General features: G+C 75.8%; 20 protein-coding genes and 2 pseudogenes. 11 read left to right on the plus strand and 11 right to left on the minus strand.

Translation table 11 applies throughout. The features are described from left to right. Positions 1-20 precede the first annotated feature (20 nt). The 3 genes from MW084_RS22395 to ectB all read left to right on the plus strand — a co-directional run bounded on the left by MW084_RS22395 (position 21) and on the right by ectB (position 3,712). Positions 21-530: a GNAT family N-acetyltransferase gene (locus MW084_RS22395; protein WP_010469587.1), complete on the plus strand. Its 510-nt coding sequence runs from the start codon at positions 21-23 to the stop codon at positions 528-530. Further along, a complete protein-coding gene (locus tag MW084_RS22400; protein ID WP_010469589.1) occupies positions 527-1,828 on the plus strand; it encodes a lysine N(6)-hydroxylase/L-ornithine N(5)-oxygenase family protein in 1,302 nt (433 codons plus the stop codon). The genes MW084_RS22395 and MW084_RS22400 overlap by 4 nt, the downstream gene beginning before the upstream one ends. A 633-nt stretch (positions 1,829-2,461) precedes the next feature. Beyond that, complete coding sequence (gene ectB, locus MW084_RS22405; protein WP_029553384.1) at positions 2,462-3,712, plus strand: diaminobutyrate--2-oxoglutarate transaminase; 1,251 nt, start codon at positions 2,462-2,464, stop codon at positions 3,710-3,712. A 141-nt stretch (positions 3,713-3,853) separates the two neighbouring features. Here ectB and MW084_RS22410 read toward each other — a convergent pair. Then, positions 3,854-4,326 (minus strand): annotated as a pseudogene (locus MW084_RS22410) (Lrp/AsnC family transcriptional regulator); the annotation flags it as partial. Positions 4,327-4,669: 343 nt separating this feature from the next. Here MW084_RS22410 and MW084_RS22415 point away from each other — a divergent pair. The 4 genes from MW084_RS22415 to MW084_RS22430 all read left to right on the plus strand — a co-directional run bounded on the left by MW084_RS22415 (position 4,670) and on the right by MW084_RS22430 (position 9,821). Then, on the plus strand, positions 4,670-6,697 hold the full coding sequence (locus MW084_RS22415) for an NHL repeat-containing protein (RefSeq protein WP_010469596.1): 2,028 nt from the start codon (positions 4,670-4,672) through the stop codon (positions 6,695-6,697). A 106-nt stretch (positions 6,698-6,803) separates the two neighbouring features. Then, positions 6,804-8,063, plus strand: coding sequence for an ABC transporter substrate-binding protein (locus MW084_RS22420; RefSeq protein WP_010469598.1), 1,260 nt, complete (start codon positions 6,804-6,806; stop codon positions 8,061-8,063). Positions 8,064-8,202: 139 nt separating this feature from the next. Then, complete coding sequence (locus MW084_RS22425; RefSeq protein WP_169331690.1) at positions 8,203-9,018, plus strand: carbohydrate ABC transporter permease; 816 nt, start codon at positions 8,203-8,205, stop codon at positions 9,016-9,018. Beyond that, on the plus strand, positions 9,018-9,821 hold the full coding sequence (locus MW084_RS22430; protein ID WP_010469602.1) for a carbohydrate ABC transporter permease: 804 nt from the start codon (positions 9,018-9,020) through the stop codon (positions 9,819-9,821). The genes MW084_RS22425 and MW084_RS22430 overlap by 1 nt, the downstream gene beginning before the upstream one ends. A 75-nt stretch (positions 9,822-9,896) precedes the next feature. Here MW084_RS22430 and MW084_RS22435 read toward each other — a convergent pair whose 3' ends face one another. Continuing rightward, on the minus strand, positions 9,897-10,883 hold the full coding sequence (locus MW084_RS22435) for an LLM class flavin-dependent oxidoreductase (protein WP_010469604.1): 987 nt from the start codon (positions 10,881-10,883) through the stop codon (positions 9,897-9,899). Between the two features lie 88 nt (positions 10,884-10,971). On the opposite strand from MW084_RS22435, the gene MW084_RS22440 reads away from it, so the two are divergent. Next, complete coding sequence (locus MW084_RS22440) at positions 10,972-11,946, plus strand: dihydrodipicolinate synthase family protein (RefSeq protein ID WP_010469605.1); 975 nt, start codon at positions 10,972-10,974, stop codon at positions 11,944-11,946. Between the two features lie 15 nt (positions 11,947-11,961). Here MW084_RS22440 and MW084_RS22445 read toward each other — a convergent pair whose 3' ends face one another. Continuing rightward, positions 11,962-13,098, minus strand: a complete 1,137-nt coding sequence (locus MW084_RS22445) for a DegT/DnrJ/EryC1/StrS family aminotransferase (protein ID WP_010469606.1) — start codon at positions 13,096-13,098, stop codon at positions 11,962-11,964. A 157-nt stretch (positions 13,099-13,255) separates the two neighbouring features. On the opposite strand from MW084_RS22445, the gene MW084_RS22450 reads away from it, so the two are divergent. From MW084_RS22450 to MW084_RS22460, 3 genes are all read left to right on the plus strand, one after another. Then, a complete protein-coding gene (locus tag MW084_RS22450; RefSeq protein ID WP_010469607.1) occupies positions 13,256-14,482 on the plus strand; it encodes a response regulator in 1,227 nt (408 codons plus the stop codon). A 45-nt stretch (positions 14,483-14,527) separates the two neighbouring features. Beyond that, positions 14,528-15,625 (plus strand): mandelate racemase/muconate lactonizing enzyme family protein, encoded by a 1,098-nt coding sequence (locus tag MW084_RS22455; RefSeq protein WP_010469608.1) that lies wholly within the window; start codon positions 14,528-14,530, stop codon positions 15,623-15,625. A gap of 309 nt (positions 15,626-15,934) precedes the next feature. Further along, the gene (locus MW084_RS22460) at positions 15,935-17,443 is read left to right on the plus strand and encodes an FUSC family protein (RefSeq protein ID WP_010469609.1); all 1,509 of its coding nucleotides are present in this window, start codon (positions 15,935-15,937) and stop codon (positions 17,441-17,443) included. A 167-nt stretch (positions 17,444-17,610) separates the two neighbouring features. Here the strand turns inward: MW084_RS22460 and MW084_RS22465 are convergent, their stop codons facing one another. The 8 genes and pseudogenes from MW084_RS22465 to MW084_RS22500 form a co-directional block, all read right to left on the minus strand. Beyond that, the gene (locus MW084_RS22465; RefSeq protein ID WP_029553385.1) at positions 17,611-18,531 is read right to left on the minus strand and encodes a sirohydrochlorin chelatase; all 921 of its coding nucleotides are present in this window, start codon (positions 18,529-18,531) and stop codon (positions 17,611-17,613) included. Positions 18,532-18,619: 88 nt separating this feature from the next. Then, positions 18,620-19,331, minus strand: a 712-nt coding sequence (locus tag MW084_RS22470) for an N-acetylglucosamine kinase (RefSeq protein ID WP_275563757.1), incomplete at its 5' end; no start/stop codon positions are given. A 1-nt stretch (position 19,332) separates the two neighbouring features. Then, a pseudogene (locus MW084_RS22475) lies at positions 19,333-19,618 on the minus strand (ATPase); the annotation flags it as partial. Then, complete coding sequence (locus MW084_RS22480) at positions 19,615-20,292, minus strand: uracil-DNA glycosylase (protein ID WP_010469612.1); 678 nt, start codon at positions 20,290-20,292, stop codon at positions 19,615-19,617. The pseudogene MW084_RS22475 and the gene MW084_RS22480, both read right to left, overlap by 4 nt. A gap of 96 nt (positions 20,293-20,388) precedes the next feature. Beyond that, positions 20,389-21,468 carry a WD40/YVTN/BNR-like repeat-containing protein gene (locus MW084_RS22485; RefSeq protein ID WP_010469613.1) on the minus strand — a complete coding sequence of 360 codons (1,080 nt, stop codon included), beginning with the start codon at positions 21,466-21,468 and terminating at the stop codon, positions 20,389-20,391. A 264-nt stretch (positions 21,469-21,732) separates the two neighbouring features. Continuing rightward, complete coding sequence (locus MW084_RS22490) at positions 21,733-22,338, minus strand: TetR/AcrR family transcriptional regulator (RefSeq protein ID WP_010469615.1); 606 nt, start codon at positions 22,336-22,338, stop codon at positions 21,733-21,735. Positions 22,339-22,574: 236 nt separating this feature from the next. Then, a complete protein-coding gene (locus MW084_RS22495) occupies positions 22,575-23,276 on the minus strand; it encodes a phosphatase PAP2 family protein (RefSeq protein WP_010469618.1) in 702 nt (233 codons plus the stop codon). A gap of 307 nt (positions 23,277-23,583) precedes the next feature. Then, entirely contained in the window at positions 23,584-24,519 is a 936-nt protein-coding gene (locus MW084_RS22500) for a M56 family metallopeptidase (RefSeq protein ID WP_010469619.1), read from the minus strand. Between the last annotated feature and the right edge of the window lie 160 nt (positions 24,520-24,679).

The raw sequence follows: 24,679 nt of genomic DNA on the forward strand, positions 1-24,679 counted from the left end.
CGACCGACAGCGAGACAACCGTGCACGACAACGCACCCACGCCGTACCGGATCGACCGGGTCGACCCGTCGACCTTCGACGACCTGCTTCCCCTGATCGCCGACTACCAGCGGTTCTACGGCTGCGAGCCCGACGAGTCGCGCAATCGCCGCTTCTTCGGCGACATGGTCGGCGACGACACCCACGGCCTGCAGCTCCTCGCCCGCCACGGCGACCGGGCCGCCGGCTTCGCCACCCTCTACTGGACCCGGGTGTCGACCCGGGCGACGACGGTGGCCCTGCTCAACGACCTGTTCGTCCACCCGGACCACCGCGGTGGGCGCCGGGACGGCCTCGGGACCCTGCTGCTGCGGGCCGCCGCCCGGGAGGCCGCCGCGCGCGGCTACCGCAACCTCGTCTGGCAGACGGCGCCCGACAACACGGCGGCACAGGCGCTCTACGACCGTTTCCTCGCGGACGCCTCCGTCCCCGGTTCGACATCCGGCTGGATCGAGTACTCGTGTCCGCTTCCGTACGAGGGGGAGAGATGAGCCACGTCCACGACGTCATCGGCATAGGCTTCGGGCCCGCGAACCTGGCCCTGGCCATCGCGCTCCAGGAGGAGGACAGCGGCCTCGACGCGCACTTCCTGGAATCCCGGCCCGGACCGTCGTGGCAGAGCGCCATGATGCTGCCCGGTTCCGACATCCAGAACCACCCCGTACGCGACCTGGTGTCGCTGCGTAACCCGCGCAGCCGCTACAGCTTCATCAACTACCTGTTCGAACAGGGCCGGCTGCTCGACCACCTGAACCTGCCGGTGGAGTTCCCGCTGCGCAAGGAGTACGCGCAGTACGTCTGCTGGGCCGCCGGCCACTTCGCCGACCGCGTCGACTACGGCACCTCCGTGTCCGCCGTCACGGTGGAGCAGGACGGCGGGGGAGAGCCCTGCTACGCGGTGACCACGTCCACGGGCGCCCGGCACCGGGCCCGCTCCCTCGTCGTCGGCACCGGCCGCAGCCCCTACGTGCCCGCGCCGTTCGACACGGTCGACTCGCCCCGCGTCTTCCACCTCACCCGGTACCTGCCGGCACTGGAGACGCTGGCCGAACGCGGCCTCGTCGGCGGTGACGGCCCCGCCCCGAAGGACATCGCCGTGATCGGCGGCAGCCAGAGCGCCGTCGAGCTGACCCTGGACCTCTCCCGGCGCTTCCCCGACGCCCGGGTGACCACCTACGTCCGGCCGTTCGGCCTGCGGGAGAAGGACACGAGCCCCTTCAGCGAAGAGGGCTACTTCCCGGAGTTCACCGACTACTACTACCGCGTCCCGCGCGAGCGGAAGGACGTCCTCGACTCCTACATGCGGCTGACGAACTACTCGGCGGCCGACGGGGACGTGCTGCGCGAGCTCTACACCCTCATCTACGAGCAGCGCCTCGACGGCGACCAGCGGGTGTTCGTACGGGGCTCCCGCCAGGTCCGCCGGGTCGAAGCCGACGAGGCCGGGGTCGGCCTGACGATCGAGGAACTGAACACCGGCGCGCACGAACAGGCCCGCGCCGACATGGTCGTCCTCGCGACCGGCTTCCGGGACCTCGGCCCGGCCGCCCACCAGGAGCCGGTGCCGCCGCTGCTGAGCCGTCTCACCGACCGCTTCGCCTTCGACGAGCACGGCTACCTCAAGGTCACCTACGACTACGAGGTCGAGACCGGCGCGGCGGGCACACCCCCGCTGTTCCTCAACGGCCTGTGCGAGTCGTCCCACGGCATCGGCGACTCCGGATCGTTCAGCCTGCTGTCGCTGAGGGCCAAGGCCATCACCGACGGACTGCGGAAACACCTGCTGTGACGGACCGCGGGGCGGGCCCGGCCGCTCCGGCGCGCGGGTCCGGCCGGGCCGCCCGGGCGGCCGGGGAAGGGCCATGACCGCGGCACGGACCGCCGCACCCGGGCATGGCGGCACCGGCCGGGAGGTGGCGGCCGCCGCCGCCCGCGGCGCGCCCGGAGGGGGAGGGCCGTCATGCCGCCGGCGGTCGCGGCACCGGCCGGCGAGGACGACCGGCGCGCCCGGGCGTTCCGCCGGCGCCCGGCCGGAGCGGTCCGCGGCTGCGGAGGCCACGCCCTGAACGCGTTCGGCACGGCCCTCGCGGTCCGGCCGGCCGGGGTCCTCGTCCCGACCGCCGGGGGGACGCTCCCGGCACCGGTGGCCGCCGCGTACGCCGGTGAGACCGCCCCGCCCGGTGCGGGCGCCCCGTACCGGTCGCTCCCCGGTCCGTGCCGGGCGGCGGGCATGTCCCCCGGCCCCGCCGCCGGCGTCCTCTCCCACGGCCGGGACACGCGACCGCCCTGGCTGCCCGGCACCGCGGCCCTCGTGACCACGGCCGGCCGGTCCGCACCACTTCGCCCCGCGTGCCCTCGCCGCGCGCTTCGCCGGCGGATCCCGCCGACTCGCCCCACCCGTTCCTTCCACCAAGGAGGCACCATGACCCAGGCCGCTCTCGAGTCCGAGGTCCGCAGCTACTGCCGCGGCTGGCCCACCACCTTCACCCACGGCCGCGGCAGCCGGCTGTACGACGGCGACGGCCGCGCGTACCTGGACTTCTTCGCCGGCGCCGGCGCGCTGAACTACGGCCACAACCACCCCGTCCTGAAACAGGCGCTGCTGTCCTACCTCGACGGTGACGGGGTCACGCACAGCCTCGACATGGCCACCGCCGCCAAGGCCGACTTCCTGGAGGCCTTCGGCACGCACGTGCTGGCACCGCGCAACCTCGACTACCGGGTGCAGTTCTGCGGCCCCACCGGCACCAACAGCGTGGAGGCCGCCCTGAAGCTCGCGCGGAAGGTGACGGGGCGCCCCACCGTCGTCGCTTTCACCGGCGCCTTCCACGGCATGTCCCTCGGGTCGCTGGCCGTCACGGGGAACGCGGCCAAACGCGCCGGAGCGGGTGTCCCCCTCGGGCACACCTTCCGCGTGCCGTACGACGGCTTCGGCGGTCCCGGCGCCTTCGGGCTCGACCTGCTGGAGAGCACGCTCGACGACAGCAGCAGCGGCGTGGAGCTGCCGGCCGCCGTCATCGTCGAGACCGTGCAGGGCGAGGGCGGCGTGAACGTCGCCCGGGCCGAGTGGCTCGTCCGCCTCGCCCAGATGTGCCGCGAGCGCGGGGTCCTGCTGATCGTGGACGACGTGCAGATGGGCTGCGGCCGCACCGGGCCCTTCTTCAGCTTCGAGCAGACGGGTGTCGAACCCGACATCGTCTGCCTGTCGAAGTCGATCAGCGGCTACGGACTGCCGATGGCCCTGACCCTGTTCAGGCCCGAACTGGACGTGTGGAATCCCGGCGAGCACAACGGCACGTTCCGCGGCTTCAACCCCGCGTTCGTCACGGCCGCGGCGACAGTGCGGGAGTTCTGGTCGGACGGCGCGCTGGAGAAGGGGACCGCCGACAAGGCCGCCTTCGTGGAGGGCCGGCTCGACCAGCTCGCCGACCGCTTCTCCGGACTGGGAGCCCGCACCCGGGGACGAGGACTCGTCAGGGGCCTGGAGTTCGACGACACCTCCCTCGCCGGCCGGGTCGGCGCCGAGGCCTTCAGCCGGGGCCTGCTGGTGGAGACCTCGGGCTCCGCGGACCAGGTGGTCAAGTTGCTGCCGCCGCTGACCACGACGGAAGGGGAGCTCGCCGAGGGCCTGGACGTCCTCGCCGAGGCCGTGGCGGCCGCCGCGCGGACCTGAGTCCGGCTGTCCGCCGGTCGGCACGGCGCCCGACCGGGTACCCGGCGGCGGGCGCGCCGCGGGGCCGGGGCGGAGGCGGCGGCGCCCGCCGTCCTCCGCCCCGCCCTTCACCCCCCGTCCGGGCNGGGGGTCCNNNGGGCNGGCCGGGGGGCCCGGCCCAGGGACCGCACCAGCGGCAGCAGGCGGAACGGCACCCGTTCGCGCAGCGCCACCTCGGTCCGGGCCCGCACGACGCCGGGCAGCCGGACGAGCTGCTGGACGACGTCCTCCAGGTGGGCGTTGTCCCGGGCCACCACCCGCGCCAGGAGGTCCCCGTCGCCCGTGGTCGAGAACGCCTCGACGATCTCCGGTACGCCGGCCATCGCGTCGCCCACCTCGTCCAGGCGCCCCTGGGTCACCTCGACGTGGATGAAGGCGAGCACCGGGTGCCCCAGTGCGGCGGGGGAGAGGGACGGGCCCGTGCCCGTGATCACGCCGTCCCGCTCCAGGCGGCTCAGCCGCGCCTGGAGGGTGCCGCGCGCGATGCCGAGGATCCGGGCGTACTCCCGCACACTCGTACGGGGCTGTTCGATCAGCAGTCGGAGGATCCGCGTGTCCAGTTCGTCGACCGGCATGGTCCGTCGCCCCCTCGTGGCCCGGCGTCGCGCGGACCGACTGTACCAACGGCCCCGTGCGGGCCGTCCGGGCGCGGCCGACGGCCCGGCGCGTCCGAATGGCGGAGGGGACGTATGCCCCCGGCCGCTTCCGGAGTGGGCCGAAAACCGCCGGAACACCGGCGCGGAAGGTTCCGCACACCCCGTGACCACGGTGTCGCCCCTCCGGCTGACGCACGCGGGGCGGCCGTGTGTCGTATCAGAACACCGCGGGGGCGACGCGTACCGTTGACGGCCCATGAGCTGCGGCGTATCACTTTCGGCTAGTGCCGTAACTCTCTCCTTCCAGGGAGGTGTTCCGCCTGTGGCGACGCGACGCGCGTTCCTCGCCGGCTCGACCGCAGTGATCTCCGCCGCCCTCCTGCCCCTCCCTCCCGAAGCACACGCCGACGCCGGGAGCCAGCTCATGCGTGAACCCCAGTTCATCGGAATCCCCCTCTCCGACGTCCTGCTGCTCGGCGGTGCCGTCGCTCCGGGACCCTCCGGGAGGCAGGCCCTGTGGAACGCCTCCACGGGCAAGCCCGCCCGCCTCAATGCGATGGACCCCACCACCGGCGACCTGCTGGTCAGCGCCCCGCTGACGGGAGGTGACGGCGCCTGGGCCGTCACCGCCGGCCCCAGCGGCGTCTACGCGGGCACCTACGGAAACGCGCACCTGTACCGCTGGACGCCGGGCTCCGGCGACACCGTCGAGGACCTGGGCCTCCCGGCGGCCGGCCAGACCTTCATCTGGAGCCTCGCCACCGACGCCGACGGCAGGGTGTGGGGAGGCACGTTCCCCGGCGGCAAGGTCTTCCGCTTCGACCCGGCCACCCGCGCCTTCACCGACTTCGGGCAGGCCGTCCCCGGGCAGACGTACGTGCGCAGCATCGCCTGCTCCGGCGGCAGGGTGTACAGCGGCTCCTACGCCGCCGCCCACATCGCTGAACTCGACCCGGCCACCGGCGTCTTCACCCAGCTCCCCGCACCGCCCGGGCTCGGCACGGTCACCGGCAAGCCGGTCTACGACCTCAACGCCCACGGCGGCAGGCTGTACGCCCGGATCGGCTCCGACGCCCCCAGCCCGCTCTACGTCTTCGACCTCGCCACCCGCACCTGGTCCGATCCGATCCCCGAGGCCCACGGCCTGACCGTCTCCCCGCCGGACGAGGCCGGCGCCGTCTACTTCTTCCAGCGCAGCGAACTGCGCCGCCACGACCCGGCCACCGGGCAGAACACCGGCACGGGCCTGTTCCTCACCGGCAAGGTGCAGAACGCCCGCTCGCTGGGCTGGGCCGAACTGGGCCTGCCCGACTACCCCGGCCGGAGCGTCGTCGGCACCCTGTGGCGGGGCGACATGTTCCGGTACAACCCGACGACGGGCGCGCACGCCGTACTGGGGACGAAGGTCCGCAGGGAGCCGATCGACATCCAGGCCCTCGCGGCCGGCGGCCGGCGCACCCTCTACGCGGGCGGCTTCCTCAACGGCGGCCTGTCGGCCGTCGACACCGCGACGGGCACGGCGTCCTTCCACCGCTTCGGCCAGATCGAGGCGATCCTGCGGGACTCCGAGGGCACCGTCTGGATCGGCCAGTACCCCGACGCCAGGCTGTTCCGCTACCGGCCGGACCAGCCGTGGAACAGCCCCGAGTACTCCCCGGACGGCCCGCCCGGCACCCCGCCCAACCCCGAGGTCGTCCTCACCCTCAAGCCCGAACTGCAGGCGCGCGCCCGCAGCCTCGCCGAGGCCGAGGGGAGGATCGCGGTCGGCACGGTCCCGGACGGCAACCGCCTGGGCGGCGGGCTCGCCGTGTACGACAGGGACACCGGCGAGTGGACCTTCACCCGCAACGTCGTCCGGGACATGTCGATCGTCGCCCTCGCGGCGGCCGGCAGCGTGGTCTACGGCGGCGCGTCGATCCTCGGCGGCCTGGGCACCACCCCGCCCACCCGGACGGCCGGCGCGGTCTTCGCGTACGACGTGGAGCGCGCCGAGAAGCTGTGGGAGCGGGAACTCGTCCCGGGGATAGCGTCGGTGAGCGCCGTCGAGGTCGCCGGCGGCGCGGTCTGGGCGCTCGCCGGGCACTCGCTGTTCGCCCTGGACCCGGAGACCTCCCGGGTCCTGCGCCGCCTGGAACTCGGCACGCGCAGCAACGACGGGGCGATAGTGGTCAGCCGCCGCAAGCTGTACGTCTCCGTCGACGGCGCGCTGATCTTCCGGGTCGACCCGTTCTTCCCGGACCGCGACCCGCACCTCCTGGTCAACTTCCCGCACCGGCGGCTCGCCGCCCACGAGGGATGGCTGTACTTCAGCCGCGGCCCCGAGCTGTACAAGGTCGACGTGCGCCGCTGAACCCGGTCGCGGCCCCACGGGCGGCCGACCCCCGCCCGGTCNCCCCCGGCCCCGACCGGAGGCGACCGGGCCCGCCTCTCCTTCCCCGGTCCTGCGGAGGCCCTCCATGACGACAGGCTCCAAGCGCGCCACCACCCCCCTCGCCCTCCTCGCCGCCCTCTGCCTGCTGGCCGGCTGCGGCGGCGGCGACGGCGGGTCCGGATCGAACGACGTCACCGTCTGGATGTATCCCGTCATCGCGGACCCGAAGGCCAACTCCGCCCACTGGGCGAAGGTCGAGAAGGACTTCGAGGCGGCCCACCCCGGCACCCGGCTCACCATCGAGGAGCAGCCCTGGGAGAACCGCGACGAGAAGCTCGCCACCGCCTTCGGCAGCGGCAAGGGCCCCGACGTGGTGCTGCTCAATCCCGACCAGGTCCCGCAGTACCTCGCCAGCGGCGCCCTCCGCCCCGTCGACAAGGCGGTCGAGGGCATCGAGGAATCGTTCCTCCCCAACGCCCTGAAGGCCCTCAGCGACGACGGCAAGCTGTACGCGGTGCCGATCTACCACACCGTCACCACCACGCTCTACAACAAGCGGCTCCTCGACCGGGCCGGGATCGCCGAGCCGCCCGCCACCTGGGACGAGGTCAGGGCCGCCGCGCCGAAGCTGAAGCGGATCGGCGTCGCCGCCCTCGACTACTCGGCGAGCAACGAGGCGACCCTCAACCTCAACTTCTACCCGCTGCTGTGGCAGGCCGGCGGCAGGGTCTTCTCCGAGGACGGCCGGAAGGCCGCCTTCAACGGCCCCGAGGGCGTCGCCGCCCTCACCTTCCTCACCGACCTGTACAAGGCGGGCGCCCTGCCCAGGACGGCCCTCACCAACACCAACATCTTCGCCGACCACCCCATGGGCAAGCAGCAGGCGGCCATGGGCCTCTCCCACACCCTCGCCGACGCCGACCTGGCCCGCAGGACGTGGGGCGCCGAGAACGTCGTCGTCGGCAAGCCCCTCCGCAACGTCGAGCAGGTCTCCTTCGGCGTCCCCGGCGGCCTCGGCCTCAACGCCCGCTCCCGCAACGTCGCGGGCGCCGAGAAGTTCCTCGCCTTCATGGCGGAGCCCGAACGCATCCGGAGCCTCGGCGCGGCCAGCGGCTTCCTCTCGCCGCGCACCGACGTGACGGTGCCCAGCGACGCCCCGTACGCCAGGCAGTTCCGGGAGGCGCTGCCGTTCGCCTACCCAGGTGAGCCCGGCCCCGCCGCCCGGCAGGTGATGTCCCTGCTCGCCCCCGAGATCCAGGCCGCCCTCACCGGGCGCAAGAGCCCGAAGGAGGCCCTGGACGCGGCGGCCGCGCAGGCCGACGACCTGCTGGCGCGGCAGCGTTGACGGCCGGCACGACAGGCGAGCGCACCGCCCCCACCCCCGAGCCTGCCGCGCCNNNNGTATNGNAGACAGCCCGCCGGCCCGGCCGCCNCGCCCGGCCGGGCGCCGCGAGGCGCGCGCCGGCCTGCTGTTCGTCGCGCCGATGCTGCTGCTGTTCACGGTCTTCCGGTTCGGCCCGACGCTCGGCGCGGTGTTCCTGTCCCTGACCGACTACCGGATCGGCGGCGACTGGAGCTTCGTCGGCACGGGGAACTACGCGCGGCTGCTGAAGGACGACCTGTTCTGGTCCAGCCTCGGCGTCACCGCCCTGTACACCCTGTTCTTCGTGCCCCTGACGGTCGGCCTGTCGCTCGGCACGGCCCTGCTGCTGCACCGCACGGTGTGGCTGCGCGGCTTCTTCCGCGGCGTGTTCTTCCTGCCGTACGTCACCAGCGTCGTGCTCGCCGCCGTCGTCTGGAAGTGGATCTACGACGTCGAGGACGGCCTGCTCAACGCGGCGCTCGGCGCCCTGTCGCTGGGCCCCGTCGACTTCCTCGGCGACGAGCGGCTGGTCCTGCCCGCCATCGCGGCCGCCTCCGCCTGGAAGGGCTTCGGCTACTCGATGCTCATCCTCCTCGCCGGGCTCCAGTCCATCCCGCGCGAGGTCACCGAGGCCGCCGTCGTCGACGGCGCCACCGGCTGGCGGCGGCTGCGCTGGATCACGCTGCCGCTGCTGCGCCCCGTGCTGTTCTTCGTCCTGGTCATCGAGGCGATCGGGGCGTTCCAGGTGTTCGACGCGATGTACGTGATGACGGCGGGCGGACCGGTGCGCGCCAGCTACTCCCTCGTGTACCTGCTGTACGACACCGGGTTCAAGTTCTTCGACTTCGGCTACGCGAGCGCGCTGGGACTGGCCCTGTTCCTGGTGGTCCTGGTGTTCTCCCTGATCCAGCGCCGGCTGATCGGACGGGACGAGTGATGGCGAGACTGCGACTGCCGGTCCTGCTGGCCCTGGTGGCGCTGGTGACGGTGACGCCCTTCGCGGTGATGGTGCTGGTCGCGTTCGCACCGCCGGACGGGAAGACCCTGCCGGGCGCCTTCGACCCGACCCGGGCCACGTGGGAGAACTTCTCCGCCGTGCTGTCGGGCGCCGACGTCACCCGGTGGGCCGTCAACTCCCTGGTGTACTCGCTGGTGTCGGTCGTGCTGATCCTGCTGTTCTCCTCCATGGCCGGGTACGCCTTCGCCAAGAAGCGGTTCCCGGGGCGCGAGGTGCTGTTCTGGTCGTTCCTGGCGACGCTGATGGTGCCGTTCCAGGCGACGCTCGTCCCGTACTTCGTCCTGGTCTCCCGGCTCGGCGGCGTGGACACGTACTGGGGCCTGATCGTGCCGACGCTCGCCAACTCGCAGGCGGTGTTCCTGATGCGCCAGTTCATCGCGCAACTGCCCGACGAGCTGTTCGAGGCGGCGAGGATCGACGGGGCGTCCGAGTGGCGGACCTACACCACCGTCGTCGTCCCGCTGATCACCCCGGTCCTGGCCACCCTCGGCGTCTTCGTCTTCCTGTGGCACTGGAACGACTTCCTGTGGCCGCTGGTGATCGGCCAGTCCTCCGGGATGCGGACCCTCACCGTCGGCCTGGCCACGCTGGAGGGCGAGAACGTCGCCGTCAACCAGGTCATGGCCGGCGCGACCGTCACGGTCCTGCCGTGCCTGCTGGTCTTCGGGCTCCTCCAGCGCTATCTGACGGACTCCGTCGCGACGACCGGCCTCAAGGGCTGACGCCCGGCCGCGAGCCGGCGCCCGGCCGCGTGCGGGAAGCCGGCGCCCCGCGCACGGCGCACCGCCCGCCGCGGGTCACACCGCCCGCAGCCTCGGCAGCACGTCCGTGCCGTACGCCTCGATGGCGCGCAGCGCGTCCGCCTGCGGCATGCCCGGCGGCTGGACGCGCAGGACGACCCCGTCCGCGCCCATCGCCGCGTACCGGCCGAGCCGGTCGGCGCACTCCTCGGGGGAGCCGATCACCGAGCGGGCCGCGATGTCGTCCCACTCCTGCGTGTACCGCGCCGCGTCCGCCGAGGTGCGCTTCCAGTCGCCGTAGGCGTCGTACAGCCCGCGCAGCGGCCCCTCCAGCGCGGCCCGCGCCAGCCGCGTGGTCGGCGCGCAGTAGCCCTCGCGGCAGACGACGACCTCCGCGCCCAGGCTCGCCGCGCCCCGCGGGTACGCCAGGTACTCGGCGATCTTCCCGGGCAGGTCGGCGTCCAGCTCGTTGAACGAGGTGGTCCAGCCGTCGCACATCCGGGCCGTCCGCTCCAGAGAGGCGGGCACCCGCCCGCCGTTCCAGATCCGCGGGCGCGGGCTCTGCACCGGCCGGGGCGACAGGAACGCCCCCTCCAGGGAGGTGAACCGGCCCTCGTGGGTGACCTCGTCCTCGGTCCACAGCCGCGTCACCAGCTCCAGGCACTCCTCGAACCGCGCCACCCGCTCGCGCGGCCGGGTGCCGTACAGCGCGAACTCCTCCGGCCGGTAACCGAGGACGAAACCGGCCGTCAGCCGCCCCCCGGACAACACGTCCACATGGGCGAGGGTCTCCGCGAGCCACACCGGGTGGTACACGGGGGCGATCAGTCCGGCGGTGGCCAGCCCGATCCGCTCGGTGTGCGCCGCCAGGTACGCCAGGGAGGTGATCGCCTCGTGGTAGCCGGGGCGGTGCAGGTGCCGCTCGCCGAGCACCGCCCAGGCGAAGCCCGCCTGCTCCGCCAGCCGCACCTGCTCCACCGCGTCGGCGAGCCGCGGCCGGTCGGCCTTGTCGGCGTAGAGGTTGACGTAGAGGCCGAGGCGCATGGCACCGGTTCCTTCCTTTACGGTCCGGGCCGCAAAGGCTAGCGTGAACGCGCACCGAGGCGACAGACCGTCAGACAGGGGGCCGCCCATGTCCGCCACCGAGGAGCTCGCCGGACGGCTGCGCGGCACCGTCCTGCCCGCCGTGCTCACCCCGATGGACGCCGCCGGCACCGTCGACCTCGCCGCCCTGGGGCGTTACGCCGAACGGATCGCCGCCGAACGGATCGGCGGCGTCGCGGTGTGGGCGCACACCGGCCGCGGGCTGCACCTGACGGCCGGCGACCGGCGGCGGGTGCTGGCGCTGTGGCGAAGCGCCGTGGACGTGCCGGTCGTCGCCGGGGCGGGCGTGCCGCGCGCCCTGCGCGGCGCCTCCTCCGAGGACGCCGAGGACGCCGTGGTCGCGATGGCGGCGGAGGCCGCGGAGCTGGGCGCCGACGCCGTGATGGTGTACCCGGCGGCCCACCACCGCGGCCTGCCCGACGGGGAGGAGCGGACCGTGCGGCTCCACGAGCGGGTGGCCGGGGCGAGCGGGCTGCCCGTGCTCGGCTTCCTCCTCCACGCGGAGGCGGGCGGCCACCCGTACTCCCCGGAGCTGGTCCGGCGGCTGCTGGAGCTGCCCTCCGCGGCCGGCGTCAAGATCGCCACACTGGACCGGGCGATGGACTGCCAGGACGCCGTCCGGGCTGCGGAGGGCACCGGCGCGCTGGTCGTGACCGGCGAGGACCGCATGTTCGGCCCGTCGCTGATGTGGGGGGCCGACACGGCGCTGGTCGGCGTCGCCGCCGCCCGCGCGGGCCTGACCACCGCCGTGCTCGACGCCTGGACGGCCGGGGACGCCGCCGGGTTCCTGCGGGCGTCGGGGCGCCTGGACCGGTTCGCCGAGGCCACCTTCCGCGCGCCGATCGAGGGCTATGTGCAGCGGATGCTGTGGGCCGCCGTCTGGGAGGGCGCCGTCCCCGAGGAGGCCGCCTTCGACCCGTACGGGCCGCCGCTGCCCGACGCCGAGCGGCGGGCCGTCGTCACCTGCCTGGAGCGCCTCGCCGAGGAGGACGACGCCGGCTGACTCCGGCGCGCCGACTCACCCGCCGGCCGTCCGCCGACGGGCCAGGCGCAGGGCGCGGGCGACGCGCTCCACGTGCCGCGGCGTGTACGCCTCGTTCCACGGCAGCGCCAGCAGCGTCCGGCCGATCAGCTCCTCCGCACGCGGGCACAGCCCCGTACGGCCGCCCGGCACCGCCGGGTTGGCGTACAGCGGACGCTCCAGGTACCCGGGCAGCGCCGGCACGCCCAGCGCCGCGAGCTCCCCGGCCCAGCGGGCGTTGTCGTCGACCAGCAGCGGGACCATCCACCAGGCGTGCCCCGCGGGCTCCCCGGCGAGCGCCACCCCCTCCAGCCCCTCCAGCGCGGCCAGCAGCCGCCCGGCCGCGTCCCGCCGGGCCCGTACGACGTCCCCGACCTTCGCGAGCTGGGCCCGCGCCACGGCCGCCACCAGCTCCGGCATCCGGTAGTTGAGCCCCGGCTCGCGGTGGATGCGCCCCTCCGAGCGGTCCCAGCCCTTGTCCATGAACAGCCGCATCCGCCGGGCCCGCCCCGGGTCCCCGGTCACGGCGAGGCCGCCGTCGCCCGCGGTGACGTGCTTGAACTGCTGGAGGCTGAAGCAGGCGACGTCGCCGACCGTGCCGAGCAGCCGCCCCGACGCGTCCTCGCCGAGCCACGCCTGCGCGCAGTCCTCGACCAGCGGCAGCCCGTGCCGGTCGCACACCTCCCGCAGCCGCGCGGTGTCCGCCGCTCCGCCGAAGAGGTGAACGGCGATCACCGCCTTCGTCCGGGGCGTGATCGCGGCCTCCACGGCCTCCGGGTCCAGGTTGCCGTCCCCGGCGCGCACGTCCGCGAAGACCGGCAGGGCCCCCTGCGCCATGACCGGCGCGACCGTGCCGAAGTCCGAGATCGGCGTCGTCACCACCTCGTCCCCCGGACCCACCCCGCACGCCGCGACCGCCAGGTGCAGCGCCGCCGTGCCGGACGAGCACGCCACCGCGTGCGGACGTCCGTACAGCGCGGCCATCTCCGCCTCCAGCGACCGGGCCTCCGTGCCGAACGCGCTGCACAGCACCGCCGAGTCGAGGACCCGCAGCACCGCGGCGCGCTCCTCCTCGCCGATCGTCCTGCCGCCCGGGTCGAGCACCGTGGGCAGGGGGATTTCCCGTTCGGGCATCGGGTTACTATCCTTCCGCCGGATACGCGGTTACGGCCTGGGCCGAAACTAGGACTCCCGTGGACGGGGCGTCAACCGGCCCCGCGGGCCCCTCCGCGGCACTTCGCCGAGAAGGCCTCGCCGAGAGGACTTCGCCGAGGAGAACGGAGACCGGCCGATGACGCTCACGGTCGGCGTGGTGGGTCCCGAGGACCTGGTGGAGAAGGTGCTGGCGGTCGGCGGGGCCGGGGCCGCCCGGCTGCGCGCCCTCCCGTACCGGCACGAGGACGAGACGCCCGACGTGGTCCGCGAGGCGGGTCCCCGCGTCGACGCCCTGCTGTTCACCGGCGTCGTCCCGCACACCCTCGCCGCCGGGGAGGGCCTGCTGGACCGGCCCGCCATGTACGTCCCGTACAGCGGCGCCACCCTGCTGCGGGCGCTCGTCGAACTGCTCCGGCTGGGCCACGACGTGTCCCGCGTCTCCATCGACACCCTCGGCCGCGCCGAGGTGACGGAGACGCTCGTCGAGGCCAGGCTGCCCGCCGAGCACGTCCGGGTCCTGCCCCACCGCCCCGGCCTCACCTCCCGGGACCTCGTGGACTTCCACCTCGCCGCGCACGACCGCCACGGCACCACCGCCGCCCTCACCTGCCTGGGGTCCGCCCACCGGCAACTGGAGCACCGCCTCCCCGCCGTGCGGCTCGCCCCGTCCCGCCACTCCATACGCGCGACCCTGCGGGCGCTGGTCCTGGCCACCGCCGGCGCGCACAGCGACGACGCCCAGGTCGCGCTCGGCATCGTCGACCTGCCGGCCGCCGACGGGGAACTCGCCGCGGACCTCGCCGTCCTGGGCGGCAGCCTCGCCGGGCTGCCGGACGGCAGCCGCCTCGCGGTGACCACGCGCGGCGCGCTGGAGAAGGCCACCGACCGGTTCACCCGCCTGCCGTTCCTCGACGGGCCCGCCGCCCGGCACGGCACCGCCCACGTCGGCTTCGGCCTCGGCCGCACCGCCGCCGAGGCCGAGGCGCTGGCCCGGCGGGCGGTGAACCGGGCCCGCTCCGTCGGGCCGGTCGCCGGCGTCGTCTGCATGAAGGACGACGTCGACATCGTCATCGCCCACGACGGCCGGGACGGCGCCGGGCCCGGCGCCGAGGAGGGCACCGGAGTGCTCGCCCGGCGCGCCGGCCTCGACCCGCGGACGCTGGAGCGGCTGCGGGAGCTGGTCGCCGCCGGGGAGGAACCGGACGTCACCGCGCACCTCGTCGCCGAGCACCTGGACGTCCAGCAGCGCACCGCCCGGCGCATCCTCAAGCGCCTGGAGCGCGCCGGGGTCGCCGTCCCCGTCGGCAGCCGGCAGGAGGGACGCACCGGCCGGCCGCCCATCGTCTACCGCGTACGCCTCTAGGCCCGATGCCGCGAGGGCGTCGGACCGCGACCCGTCAGGAGCCGCGTGAAGATCGACTCGATCCGCTGCCACGTCGTCCGGGCCCCCTACCGGCGCCCCTTCGCCATCAGCAGCGGAACCAGCCCCGCCCTCGTCAGCCTCGTCGTCGAGGTGCGCACCGACGACGGTGCCACCGGCTACGGCGAGGCGTCGCCCATGACCGCGTACACCGGGGAGACCCTCGACGGGCTGCGCGCCGCGCTCACCGGCCACGCGGCCCCCGCCCTGACCGGCCGCGACCCGCGCGACCTGGCCGGCGCCCACGCCGCGATGGACGCCGCGATCCGCGGCCAGTACCTGGCCAAGGCCGCCCTGGACCTGGCCCTGCACGACCTCGCGGGCCGCGCCGCCGGCTGGCCCGTCCACCTGCTCCTCGGCGGGCGGCTGCGCGGCGAGGTGCCCACCGCCTGGGTGGTGGGCCTCGGCACGCGGCGGGAGATGACCGAGGAGGCCGCCGAGTACGCCGCCCGCGGCTTCACCCACGTCAAGCTCAAGGGCGGTGAGGACCCGGACGGCGACGTCGCGCTGGTCCGCGCGGTCCGCGCCGCCGTACCGGACGGCGTCGAGCTGTCCCTCGACGCCAACGAGGGGTACGACCCGTCCACCGCCGCCCGCACCGTGGCGCGGCTCGGCGAGGAGGGCCTCGACCTCGTCGAGCAGCCGCTGCCGCGCTGGGACCTCGACGGGATGGCCGCGCTGCGCGGCCGCGGCGGGCCCCGGGTGATGGCGGACGAGTCGCTGCAGTCGCTGCACGACGCCATGGAGATCGTCCGGCGGGGCGCCGCCGACGTCCTCAACATCAAGATCCTCAAGGTGGGCGGGCTGTACCGGGCCCGCCAGGTCGCCGCGCTCGCGGAGGCCGCCGGCCTCGCCGTGAAGATCGGCTCCATGCCGGAGCTGGGCGTCGCCACCCTCGCGGCCGTCCACCTCGCGGCCGCGCTGCCGCACGCCGGCGTCCCCGCCGACCTCGTCGGCCCCCTGCTCGTCGACGGCGAACCGCTCGCCCCGGAGGCGTTCGCCGGCACCGCGGACACCGGCAGGGTCCGCCTGCCGGACGCCCCCGGTCTCGGCCACCGGCTGTCGGAGCTGCCCGGCAGCCCCTGACCGCCGCGGACCGGACACGCCGCGATCCGGACACACCGCGGACCGGACACGCCGCGATCCGGCCCATCGGCCTCCCAGTGGCCGCCCGGAGACGGATTTCACCGAGCCGATGGCCCAGTGCGGGGCGCACGATTTGAGCCAGTGCCATGACGGATGGTTTGCTTGCCGTATCCACGTATCAGCGGCGCCGCAGCGCCGGACGGCGACGAGGCCGGATCCGACCGCGGTGCCTTCGCCGTGTCCGCGGACGCCCACCACCCCCGGGCGCCTCCACGGCCGGCGAGAGCGAAGGGGGGCGGTACCACCGTCATGAGGAAGATCTTCGTGGCCCCGGACCCGGGGCGCCTGAGGCTGAGGAACGCGACCCGGGCCGTCCTCGGCGTCGGGCTCGCCGTCACGGCCACCGAACTGGCCGGCCTGTCGCTGACCGCGTCCATCACCGGCGGACTCGCCGCACTGCTCGCCCTGTTCACCGTCGCCGACGGCACCGTCCGCGCCCAGCGGACCACCACCGCGCTGCTGCCCGCCGCCGGGTTCCCCGTCCTGGCCCTCGCCACCGCCCTGCACGACCTGCCCCTCGCCCGGGACGCGGCCTTCCTCGCCGTGGTGTTCTGCGGCGTCTACGCCCGGCGCTGGGGACCGCGCGGCCACGCGCTCGGCATCTTCGCGTTCATGCAGTTCTTCGTGGTGCAGTTCCTCCACGCCGCCCCGGCGCAACTGCCCGAGCTGTACCTCGCCACGGGCGTCTCCCTGGCCGCGGCGGGCGCCGTGCGGTTCGTCCTGTGGCCGATCGAGCGCCGGAACCCGCCGGCCGCCCCGCCCGCGCCGCTGCCCGGCCGCGGGCTGGCCCGGCCGACCACCCGCCAGGCGTTCCAGACCACCGTCGCCTGCGCCTTCGCCCTGGCCGTGGGCCAGGCCCTCTCCGAGGAGCGGTGGTACTGGGCGGTGGGGACCACCTGGTGGATCTTCGTCAACACCACCTCGCGCGGCGAGGCCCTGGTACGGGGCTTCCGGCGCGTCCTGGGCACCGCCGTCGGCATCCTCGCCGGACTGGCCGTGGCCCTCCCGCTGCACGGCGCCCCCGCCCCGACCGCGGTCCTCGTCGCCGTGTGCGTCTTCGGCATCTTCTACACGGCCCCCGTCTCGTACAGCTGGATGATGCTCGCCGTGACGCTGATGGCCGGGCTCCTGTACGGCCTGCTCGGCGTGCTCACCCCGGGCCTGCTCCTCCTGCGGGCCGCCGAGACCGGGGTCGGCGCGCTGTTCGCGGCGCTCGCCGTGACCTTCGTCCTGCCGGTCACCACGCACGCCACCAACGACGCCTGGATCCAGCGCGCGCTGCTCGCCGTGCGCCGCTGCACCGCCGAGACCGCCGAACGGCTCGCCGGCTCGCCCACCGCCGACCCCGCCCCGCACGCCGCCGAGCTGGAGGTGCTGCTGGGGCGCGTACGGCTCGCCCTGGCGCCCCTCGTCCATCCGCTGAGCCCGCTGCGCGAACGCAAGGCCCGCGCCCGCCGGGTCCTCGCCCTGCTCGACGACTGCGCGCGGGAGGTGCGGGGGCTGGCCGCGGTGGCCGCCGACCCCGACGCCAGCCACGACGCCCGGCTCGCCGCGGCCTGCTGGCGGGTCGAGGCCGCCGTGGAGGCCCTGCTCGAAGGACGGGGCCGGGAGGCCGCCCCGGTGCCGGCCGCCGCCGGGGAGCCGGAGGCGCCCCCGGCCGTCCCGGTCCTGGCGCACCTGCGCGGCCTGGAGCGGCTGCTCGCCGAACTCGACGGGCCGCTGCGCACGGCACCCCGCTCCCCGCTGGTGCGCTCCTGACCCACCGGGCCGGGAACGCCGTCCCCGCTGCCCGGTGACCGGCCCGCGCGGCACCGTCCGGATGGCGCGGCCCGGCGCCGCGCGGGCACGGCAGGGGCCCCGCACGCACCGGAAGGGCCCGCACCGGGGTGCGGGCCCTTCCGTACGGGCGGTTCCGGCCGGGCCGGTCAGTGGGCCGGGGCCTCCTGCTGCGCCCGGGGGGAGATCCCCAGCAGCGTCATGTACCCCGACAGCGCCAGCCGGCCGATCGCCGGGTACGCGCCCAGCGGCTCGGCCACCGGGCAGCCCGCCGCCTGGGCCGCGTCGTCCAGCATCCCCGCGGACAGCTCCGGTCCGACCAGGTACGGGGCGACCGCGAGCTGCGTCGAGCCGGAGCCGCGCAGCTGCTCGGCGACCGCCGCCACCGACCCCTCCTCGTCCAGCGCCGCCGCCATCACCGGCACGGCCAGCCGCGCCGCCAGCAGCATGCCCGTGATCCCGGCGGCCTGGACCGCCTCGGTGCCGCCCGTCGTCGCCAGCACGATGCCGTCGGCCGCCGTCGCGACCGTGAACAGGCGCGCCCGGTCGGCACGCGCCAGCCCCGCTTCGGAGAGCCGCACGTGCAGCGCCTCCGCCAGCAGCGGGTGCGGGCCCAGCACACCGGTCAGCTCCGCCGGCACGCCGCTGTCGGCGACGGCCTGCCGTATCCGGTCCGTCAGCACGGCGTCCGGGCCGACCAGCAGCGGCACCACGACCGCGGCCGGGCCCTGGGGCTCGGCGACCTCCCGGCCGGCCGCCCTGGCCAGCTCGTAGCGGTCCGTGCGGAGCACCGAGGCGCGCCGCAGGACCCCGGTCAGCGACACGTACTCCGCGTCGTCCCCGTCCAGGAAGCCGACCGCGGCCTCCAGGCCCGGCAGCTCGGAGCGCGCGATGCTCACGAGTTCCTCCGCCAGGCCGCGCGCGGCGGCGGAGGGCGTGCCGGGGACGGCGAGGACGAGTGCGGGCGCGCCCTCGGGAGCCGCCAGCGGGTCGGGGCGGCGGTGCCGCCCGGGCTGGCGGGGGCGTGGCATTCGTACAGGCAGGCCAGCGGGCCCAGTGGGGGAGCTCATGGCGCCGCATGCTACTGCGTTCGCCCGCCGCGCTGTTCGCGGAGGGCCGTTCCCGTCCCCGATGGGCGGTTTGTCGGGGAAGGGCGTGTCAGTCGCCGTAGGTGTCCAGGAGGCCGGGTTCGCGGGGCAGCGCCGGCGCGTCCGCGGCGAGCGCGGCGGCGATCGCCAGCGCACCGGACAGCGGGTCCCCGGCCGCGGGGACCGGCCGCACCCCGGGGAGCCGGCGCGCCAGCTCGTCGCGCAGCGGCGCGAGCAGGGGAGCGCCGATCCGGAACAGGCCGCCGGTCAGGGCCACGGCACCGCCCCCCGCCGGGTGCACCGCGGCGGCGGCCTCGGCGATGTGCCGCGCGGCGCGCGCAAGGACGTCCGCCGCGACCGGGTCATCCGCCGCGTGGCGGGCGACTTCGGGGGCGAACGAGGCGAGCACGGCGGCCCGGTCCGGACGCGGGTACAGCCGCCCGGGCAGTTCCCCGACCGGGCCGAACAGGGCCTCGGCGCGGGCCAGGAGGGCGGGGGAGCCGCCGCGCCGCCCGTCGTGGGCGCGCAGCGCCGCCTCCAGCCCGGCCCGGCCGATCCAGGCGCCGCCGCCGCAGTCGCCGAGCAGGTGCCCCCAGCCGTCGGCGCGGCGCCAGCGGACCAGGTCGGTGCCGAGCGCGACGAGCCCGGTGCCCGCGGCGACCACCGTGCCGGGCGCGCGGCCCAGGGCGCCCGCGTAGGCGGTCACGGCGTCGGAGGCCAGCGCGAGCCGCCGCACGCCCAGCGCGTCGCGCAGCGCACCGGGCAGCACGGCCCGCAGCGATNCCCCCAGCCCCGCCATCCCGGCGGCGCCCACGGCGACGGCGGCGGGCCGCCGCCCGTCCGCCCCCGCCTCGGCGAGCAGGGCGCGGGCGGTCGGCGCCAGCCGCTCCACCAGCCACCCGGCGTCGATGCCGCCGGAACCGGTGGGCACGGGGGTGTCGAAGGACCGCGCGGCCACCGCGCGGGGCGGGGGCACCGGCGCGGCGGCGCCGTCCACCGCCGCGAGGGCGACGCGCAGGCCCGAGCCGCCCGAGTCGACGCCCAGGACCCACGCGCCGCCCGATCTCACGGCAGGCGCCAGTCGACCGGCTCCGCCCCCTGACGCAGCAGCAGGTCGTTCACCCGGCTGAACGGGCGCGAACCGAAGAAGCCGCGGTCCGCCGACATGGGGGAGGGGTGCGCCGACTCGACGGCCGGCAGGTCGCCCAGGAGCGGCCGCAGGTTGCGGGCGTCGCGCCCCCACAACACCGACACCAGCGGTTTGCCGCGCGCCGCCAGCGCCCTGATGGCCTGTTCGGTGACCTCTTCCCAGCCCTTGCCGCGGTGCGCGCCCGGCTTGCGCGGCGCCGTCGTCAGGGCCCTGTTGAGCAGCAGCACCCCCTGCCGCGTCCAGGGCGTCAGGTCACCGCTGGACGGCCGGGCCAGGCCCAGGTCGGCGTGGAGTTCGCGGAAGATGTTCTCCAGGCTGCCCGGCAGCGGCCGCACGTCCGGCGCGACCGAGAAGCTCAGCCCCACCGCGTGCCCCGGCGTCGGGTACGGGTCCTGACCGACGATCAGGACCTTCACCTCGTCGAACGGTTGCTGGAACGCCCTCAGGACGTTCGGCCCGGCGGGAAGGTACGTGCGCCCCGCGGCGACCTCCGCGCGGAGGAAGTCCCCCATCGCCGCGACGCGCCCGGCGACGGGGGCGAGGGCCTCGGCCCAGCCGGGCTCGACGATCTCTTTCAACGGTCTCGCTGCCACGACCGTCACTCTACTGGCGCATCCGGCCCCTCCCGTCCTCCTCCGCCCGCCGCCGGCCCGCGCCGGCCGGCGGTCACGCGCCCGCCGTCCGCGTCCTCAGACGACCGCGGCCCGCACGCACAGCACGTCCGGCAGGTGCGCGGCCAACTGCCGCCAGGTGTCGCCGTCGTCGGCGCTCGCGAACACCTCGCCGTTGCGGTTGCCGAAGTACAGGCCCGCCGGGTCGGCGCCGTCCGTGCACATCGCGTCGCGCAGCACCGTGCCGTGGTGGTCCTCCTGCGGGAGGCCCCGGGACAGCGCCTCCCAGCTGCCGCCCCCGTCGGCCGTCCGGTACACCCGGCAGCGGCGGCCCGCCGGCACGCGGTCGGAGTCGGCGTTGATGGGGAAGACGTACGCCGTGTCCGCGTGCTTCGGGTGCGCGACGGCCGCGAAGCCGAAGTCCGACGGCAGCCCGGCTCCGATGTCGGTCCACGCAGCCCCCGAGTCGTCGCTGCGGTAGACGCCCCAGTGGTTCTGCAGGTAGAGCCGGTCGGGGTCGCCGGCGTCCTGCGCGATCTTGTGCACGCACTGCCCGAACCGCGGGTGCGGGTCGGGCAGGAACACCGCCGAGACCCCGTCGTTCGACGGCGACCAGGTCCCGCCGCCGTCCCGCGTGCGAAAGACCCCGGCCGCCGACACCGCGACCGTCACCGCGTCGGGGTCGCGCGGATCGGTCACCACCGTGTGCAGCGCCTCGCCGCCGCCGCCCGGCTGCCACCGCGACCGCGTCGGATGCTCCCACAACGGCCTGACCAGTTCGAACGTCTCGCCCTCGTCGACCGACCGGAAGAGCGCCGCCGGTTCGGTGCCCGCGTACACCACCCCGGGGGCGGCCGGACCCGCCGGATGCAGCTGCCAGACCCGCTCCAGCGACGCGCCCGTGTCCTCGGGGAACCCCACGGGCGCCTTCGCCTCCGCCCAGGTCGCGCCCAGGTCGTCGGAGTGGAACACCGACGGGCCCCAGTGCGCGCTGTCCGCGCCGACCAGCAGCCGGGGCACGGTCCGGCGCAGGTCGACACCGACCGCGTACACCGCCTGCGAGGGGAAGCGGGGGCCGTCGAACTCCCACCGGCCGCCGCGCCTGCGGGCGGTGAACAGGCCCTTGCGCGTACCCACGATCAGCAGTACATCGGTCATGGCCGGCACCTCCCGGACGCCTTCGCCGCGTATACGGGCCAGTGTGCGCCCGCCCGCCGCGAACGGCTCCCCGAGTGGTGTTCCCGCAGGCCGGCGGGGTGGGTCCGGGCCGGCGTCCGCTCGATCGGGGGCCGGGCGGTGCGGACCCCGCCGGGGCCCGAACCGGCCACGGCGACACGAAGCACGGCGGGCGCCCCCTCCCGCGAGGGCCCCGGCGTCCCGCCGCGGGCGGTGGCGCNGGAGGGTACGCGGGCGGGGCCGCCCCTACGGCCGTCCGCCCTCCGGTGGCGAGCCCAGCTCCCAGTCCAGGCCGTACCGCTGGAACAGCTCCGCCCGCAGCCGGGCCGGGGACATCGGGGCGCCCGGCAGCAGCACGGCGAAGACGGCGCCCATCAGCAGCGCCCGCAGCAGCGGGTAGTCCGCGTCCAGGTCGCGTGCGCCGTACCGGGCGAGCGCCTCCCGCAGGAGAGCGGCGAGCCGCTGCTGTTCCGGGCAGCGCACGAACCCCTCCGCCTGGAGGATCCCGGCCATGTGCGTACGCATCAGCAGCGGCCGGTCCACCGCCAGGCCGAGGATCGCGTCGATCGCCCGCGCCAGCAGTTCGCGCCCGTCCTCGGTGCGCGGCTCGCGCTCCAGGGCCGAGGCCAGCGTCATGTGCATCAGGCGGTGGACGGCCGACTGGAGCAGCTGGCGCTTGCCCGGGAAGTAGTACGACACCAGACCCCGTGCCGAACCGGCCCGGTCGGCGATGTCCGCGAGGGTCGTCGCCTCGTAGCCGCGCTCGGCCACGAGGTCGACCGTCGCCTGGAGGAGCCGCTCACGGGACCGCCGGCGGAGCTCCGCGTTGACTGATGCGCTCCGCGGGGACATGCTTAACTCCTGCGTTGATTGGCTCCCAGCCAATATACTCGGACCGTCCCCGCCGGCACGCGGTACCTCGCCGGCAGGGGCGGTGTGTCATGCGGACCGGGCGACGCGGGGGATCGCCCGGTCCGCGATGACCTCCGGCGGTCGGCCCGCCCCGATCGGGGCGGGCCGACCGCGCTGTGCGCCTCCCGGCTCCGCCGCGCCGTCCGCGTCCCGAGCGCGTCCTGGTCCCGGCCTCATCACGGCCCGGTCGCGGTGCCTGCCGCGGACCGGCTCCGGTCGGCGCCTCCGGCGCCCCGGGACGGAACGCGCCCCCGCGCCGCCGCCCACCGCTCGTACGCCAGGACCGCGGCCGCCGCCAGGCAGGCCCCCAGCAGCCAGCCGCCCAGCACGTCCGAGGGCCAGTGCACCCCCAGGTACACCCGCGTCACCCCCACCCCGACGGCCGACACCGTCCCCACCGCCGCCACCGGCCCGGCCAGGGCCCGCCGGGCCGTCCGCGCCGCCGCCCACCACAGCAGCCCGCACACGACGGCGGCGGTCATGGCGTGCCCGGAGGGGAAGGCGGCGAACTCCGCCGAGTCCACCGGGTCCGGCCACCGCGGCCGCTCCCGGCCCACCAGCGCCTTCGCCCCGTGCTGCACCGCGGCCGCCAGCAGGCCCATCACCGCCAGCAGCGCCGCGGGCCCGCGCTCACCGGCCCGCCACAGGGCCACCGCCACCGCTCCCAGCAGGAGGCGCAGCGTCAACGGGTCCCACACCCAGTCCGACAGCACCCGCATGCCCTCCGTCAGCGCCGGCCGGCGGACCGCCAACGGGTGCAGCCCCTCCGCCACCGCCCGGTCGAAGGCGAGCAGCGGCGCCCAGGCGGTCGTCACGAGCAGTAGCAGGACCAGGGCCGCCGTGCCGCAGCCCACGGCCACGGCGCGGACGAGCGGCACACGGGGGACAGGTGAAGGAGGTGCGAGGGGCGACATATCGGGATACTGCCCGCAGAACGCCCGGGCAGACCGCGGAACCGCCGTCCGGGCCACCGCCGGCCCGCCCCGCCCGACACACCCGTCCGACACACCTGTCCGGCGCACCCGCCCGACACACCTGCCCGGAGCGGCGTCGGCCGGACGACCGCCGGCCCGGGGCCGCGCGGTCCGGATGCCCGAGGTTCGCCTGACGCGCCCGGGGCCCCGCCCGCCCGTGACCGCGCCCTCCGGACGTCCGTGCCGGTCCGCCGGGCCCGCCCCGCCGCTGTCAGGACAGCGCGTTCAGCCCCGGGGCCAGTGCCACCAGCAGCGGTACCGCCGGTACGAGCGCGGCCGCCGCCGTCAGCCGCAGCCGCCGTCCCGGCGTGAGGCGCGGTTCGGCGGTCAGCAGCCGCGTCACCCGCCGCGGCACCTCGGCGCGGTGCGCCGGGCACGGATCGAAGGCGCCCCGGTCCTCGTTCAGCCCGACCAGCGCCAGCGCGGTCGTCAGCCGGCCGAACCGCTTCGACGCCGAGTCGTCCGCGGCCAGCTCCACCAGCCGGTGCATCTCGGCGCGGAACGCCGCGAACACCGGGACGCGCGGGAACCCCGACGCCAGCGCCTCCGCGCAGTGCAGCAGCCAGTCGTGCCGGGCCCGCGCGTGCCCCTGCTCGTGGGCGAGCACGGCGTCCAGTTGGCGCCCCTTCAGCCGCCGCAGCGCCGCCGTGGTGATGACCAGCCGCGGCCGTGCGCCCGGCAGCCACCAGGCGTCGGGCCGGTCGCCCTCCAGCAGGACCAGGGGGCCCGAACCCGTCTCCTCACCCGGCAGCAGCGGCGCCCGCACCAGCAGCTCGGCGCGCCGCCGGCGGCGCGCCGCCCGGGCGTCGCGCACCTCGCGGGTCAGCATCGCCCCGGTCCACAGCCCGCCGCACGCCAGCAGCACCGCGAGCGCCGCCGACCAGGGGCCGAGCGACCCCAGGGCGTACGCCTCCACGACCGCGGCCGGCGCCGGGGCGAACACCCGGCCGCGCACCGCCTGCCAGGAGGCCGCCGCGCTGAACGTCATCGACAGCGCGAAGCTCAGCAGCACCGCCGCCACCGCGCACTGCCACACCCACAGGGCGACGATCGGCTCGCGCTCGGTCCAGTCGGCCCGCGCGAGCAGGCGCGGGGCCACGGCGGCGACCAGGACGCCGAGTGCGAGCAACGCGAGGGAGACCCACATGGCGCCAGCCTATGAGCGCGGCGGCGCTTCCCGGCGCGCCCCGGTCGCGGAAGTGACGCACGACACTTCCGCGGTGGTTTGGATTCACCGACGGCCCCCCGGCCCGGCCGGACGCCGTGCGGTCCACCGCCCGGGGCCGCCCCGCCGGGTCCGCCCGGCC

The organism is Streptomyces sudanensis (assembly GCF_023614315.1).
GTDB lineage: Bacteria > Actinomycetota > Actinomycetes > Streptomycetales > Streptomycetaceae > Streptomyces > Streptomyces sudanensis.

Bases quoted from the DNA above. Each gene is read 5' to 3' on its own strand.
- MW084_RS22450 (WP_010469607.1), top strand. From the start codon at position 13,256: ATGACGCTCACGGTCGGCGTGGTGGGTCCCGAGGACCTGGTGGAGAAG.
- MW084_RS22435 (WP_010469604.1), bottom strand. From the start codon at position 10,883: ATGCGCCTCGGCCTCTACGTCAACCTCTACGCCGACAAGGCCGACCGG.
- MW084_RS22460 (WP_010469609.1), top strand. From the start codon at position 15,935: ATGAGGAAGATCTTCGTGGCCCCGGACCCGGGGCGCCTGAGGCTGAGG.
- MW084_RS22500 (WP_010469619.1), bottom strand. From the start codon at position 24,519: ATGTGGGTCTCCCTCGCGTTGCTCGCACTCGGCGTCCTGGTCGCCGCC.
- MW084_RS22400 (WP_010469589.1), top strand. From the start codon at position 527: ATGAGCCACGTCCACGACGTCATCGGCATAGGCTTCGGGCCCGCGAAC.
- MW084_RS22440 (WP_010469605.1), top strand. From the start codon at position 10,972: ATGTCCGCCACCGAGGAGCTCGCCGGACGGCTGCGCGGCACCGTCCTG.
- ectB (WP_029553384.1), top strand. From the start codon at position 2,462: ATGACCCAGGCCGCTCTCGAGTCCGAGGTCCGCAGCTACTGCCGCGGC.
- MW084_RS22430 (WP_010469602.1), top strand. From the start codon at position 9,018: ATGGCGAGACTGCGACTGCCGGTCCTGCTGGCCCTGGTGGCGCTGGTG.
- MW084_RS22445 (WP_010469606.1), bottom strand. From the start codon at position 13,098: ATGCCCGAACGGGAAATCCCCCTGCCCACGGTGCTCGACCCGGGCGGC.
- MW084_RS22490 (WP_010469615.1), bottom strand. From the start codon at position 22,338: ATGTCCCCGCGGAGCGCATCAGTCAACGCGGAGCTCCGCCGGCGGTCC.
- MW084_RS22465 (WP_029553385.1), bottom strand. From the start codon at position 18,531: ATGAGCTCCCCCACTGGGCCCGCTGGCCTGCCTGTACGAATGCCACGC.
- MW084_RS22485 (WP_010469613.1), bottom strand. From the start codon at position 21,468: ATGACCGATGTACTGCTGATCGTGGGTACGCGCAAGGGCCTGTTCACC.
- MW084_RS22420 (WP_010469598.1), top strand. From the start codon at position 6,804: ATGACGACAGGCTCCAAGCGCGCCACCACCCCCCTCGCCCTCCTCGCC.
- MW084_RS22425 (WP_169331690.1), top strand. From the start codon at position 8,203: ATGCTGCTGCTGTTCACGGTCTTCCGGTTCGGCCCGACGCTCGGCGCG.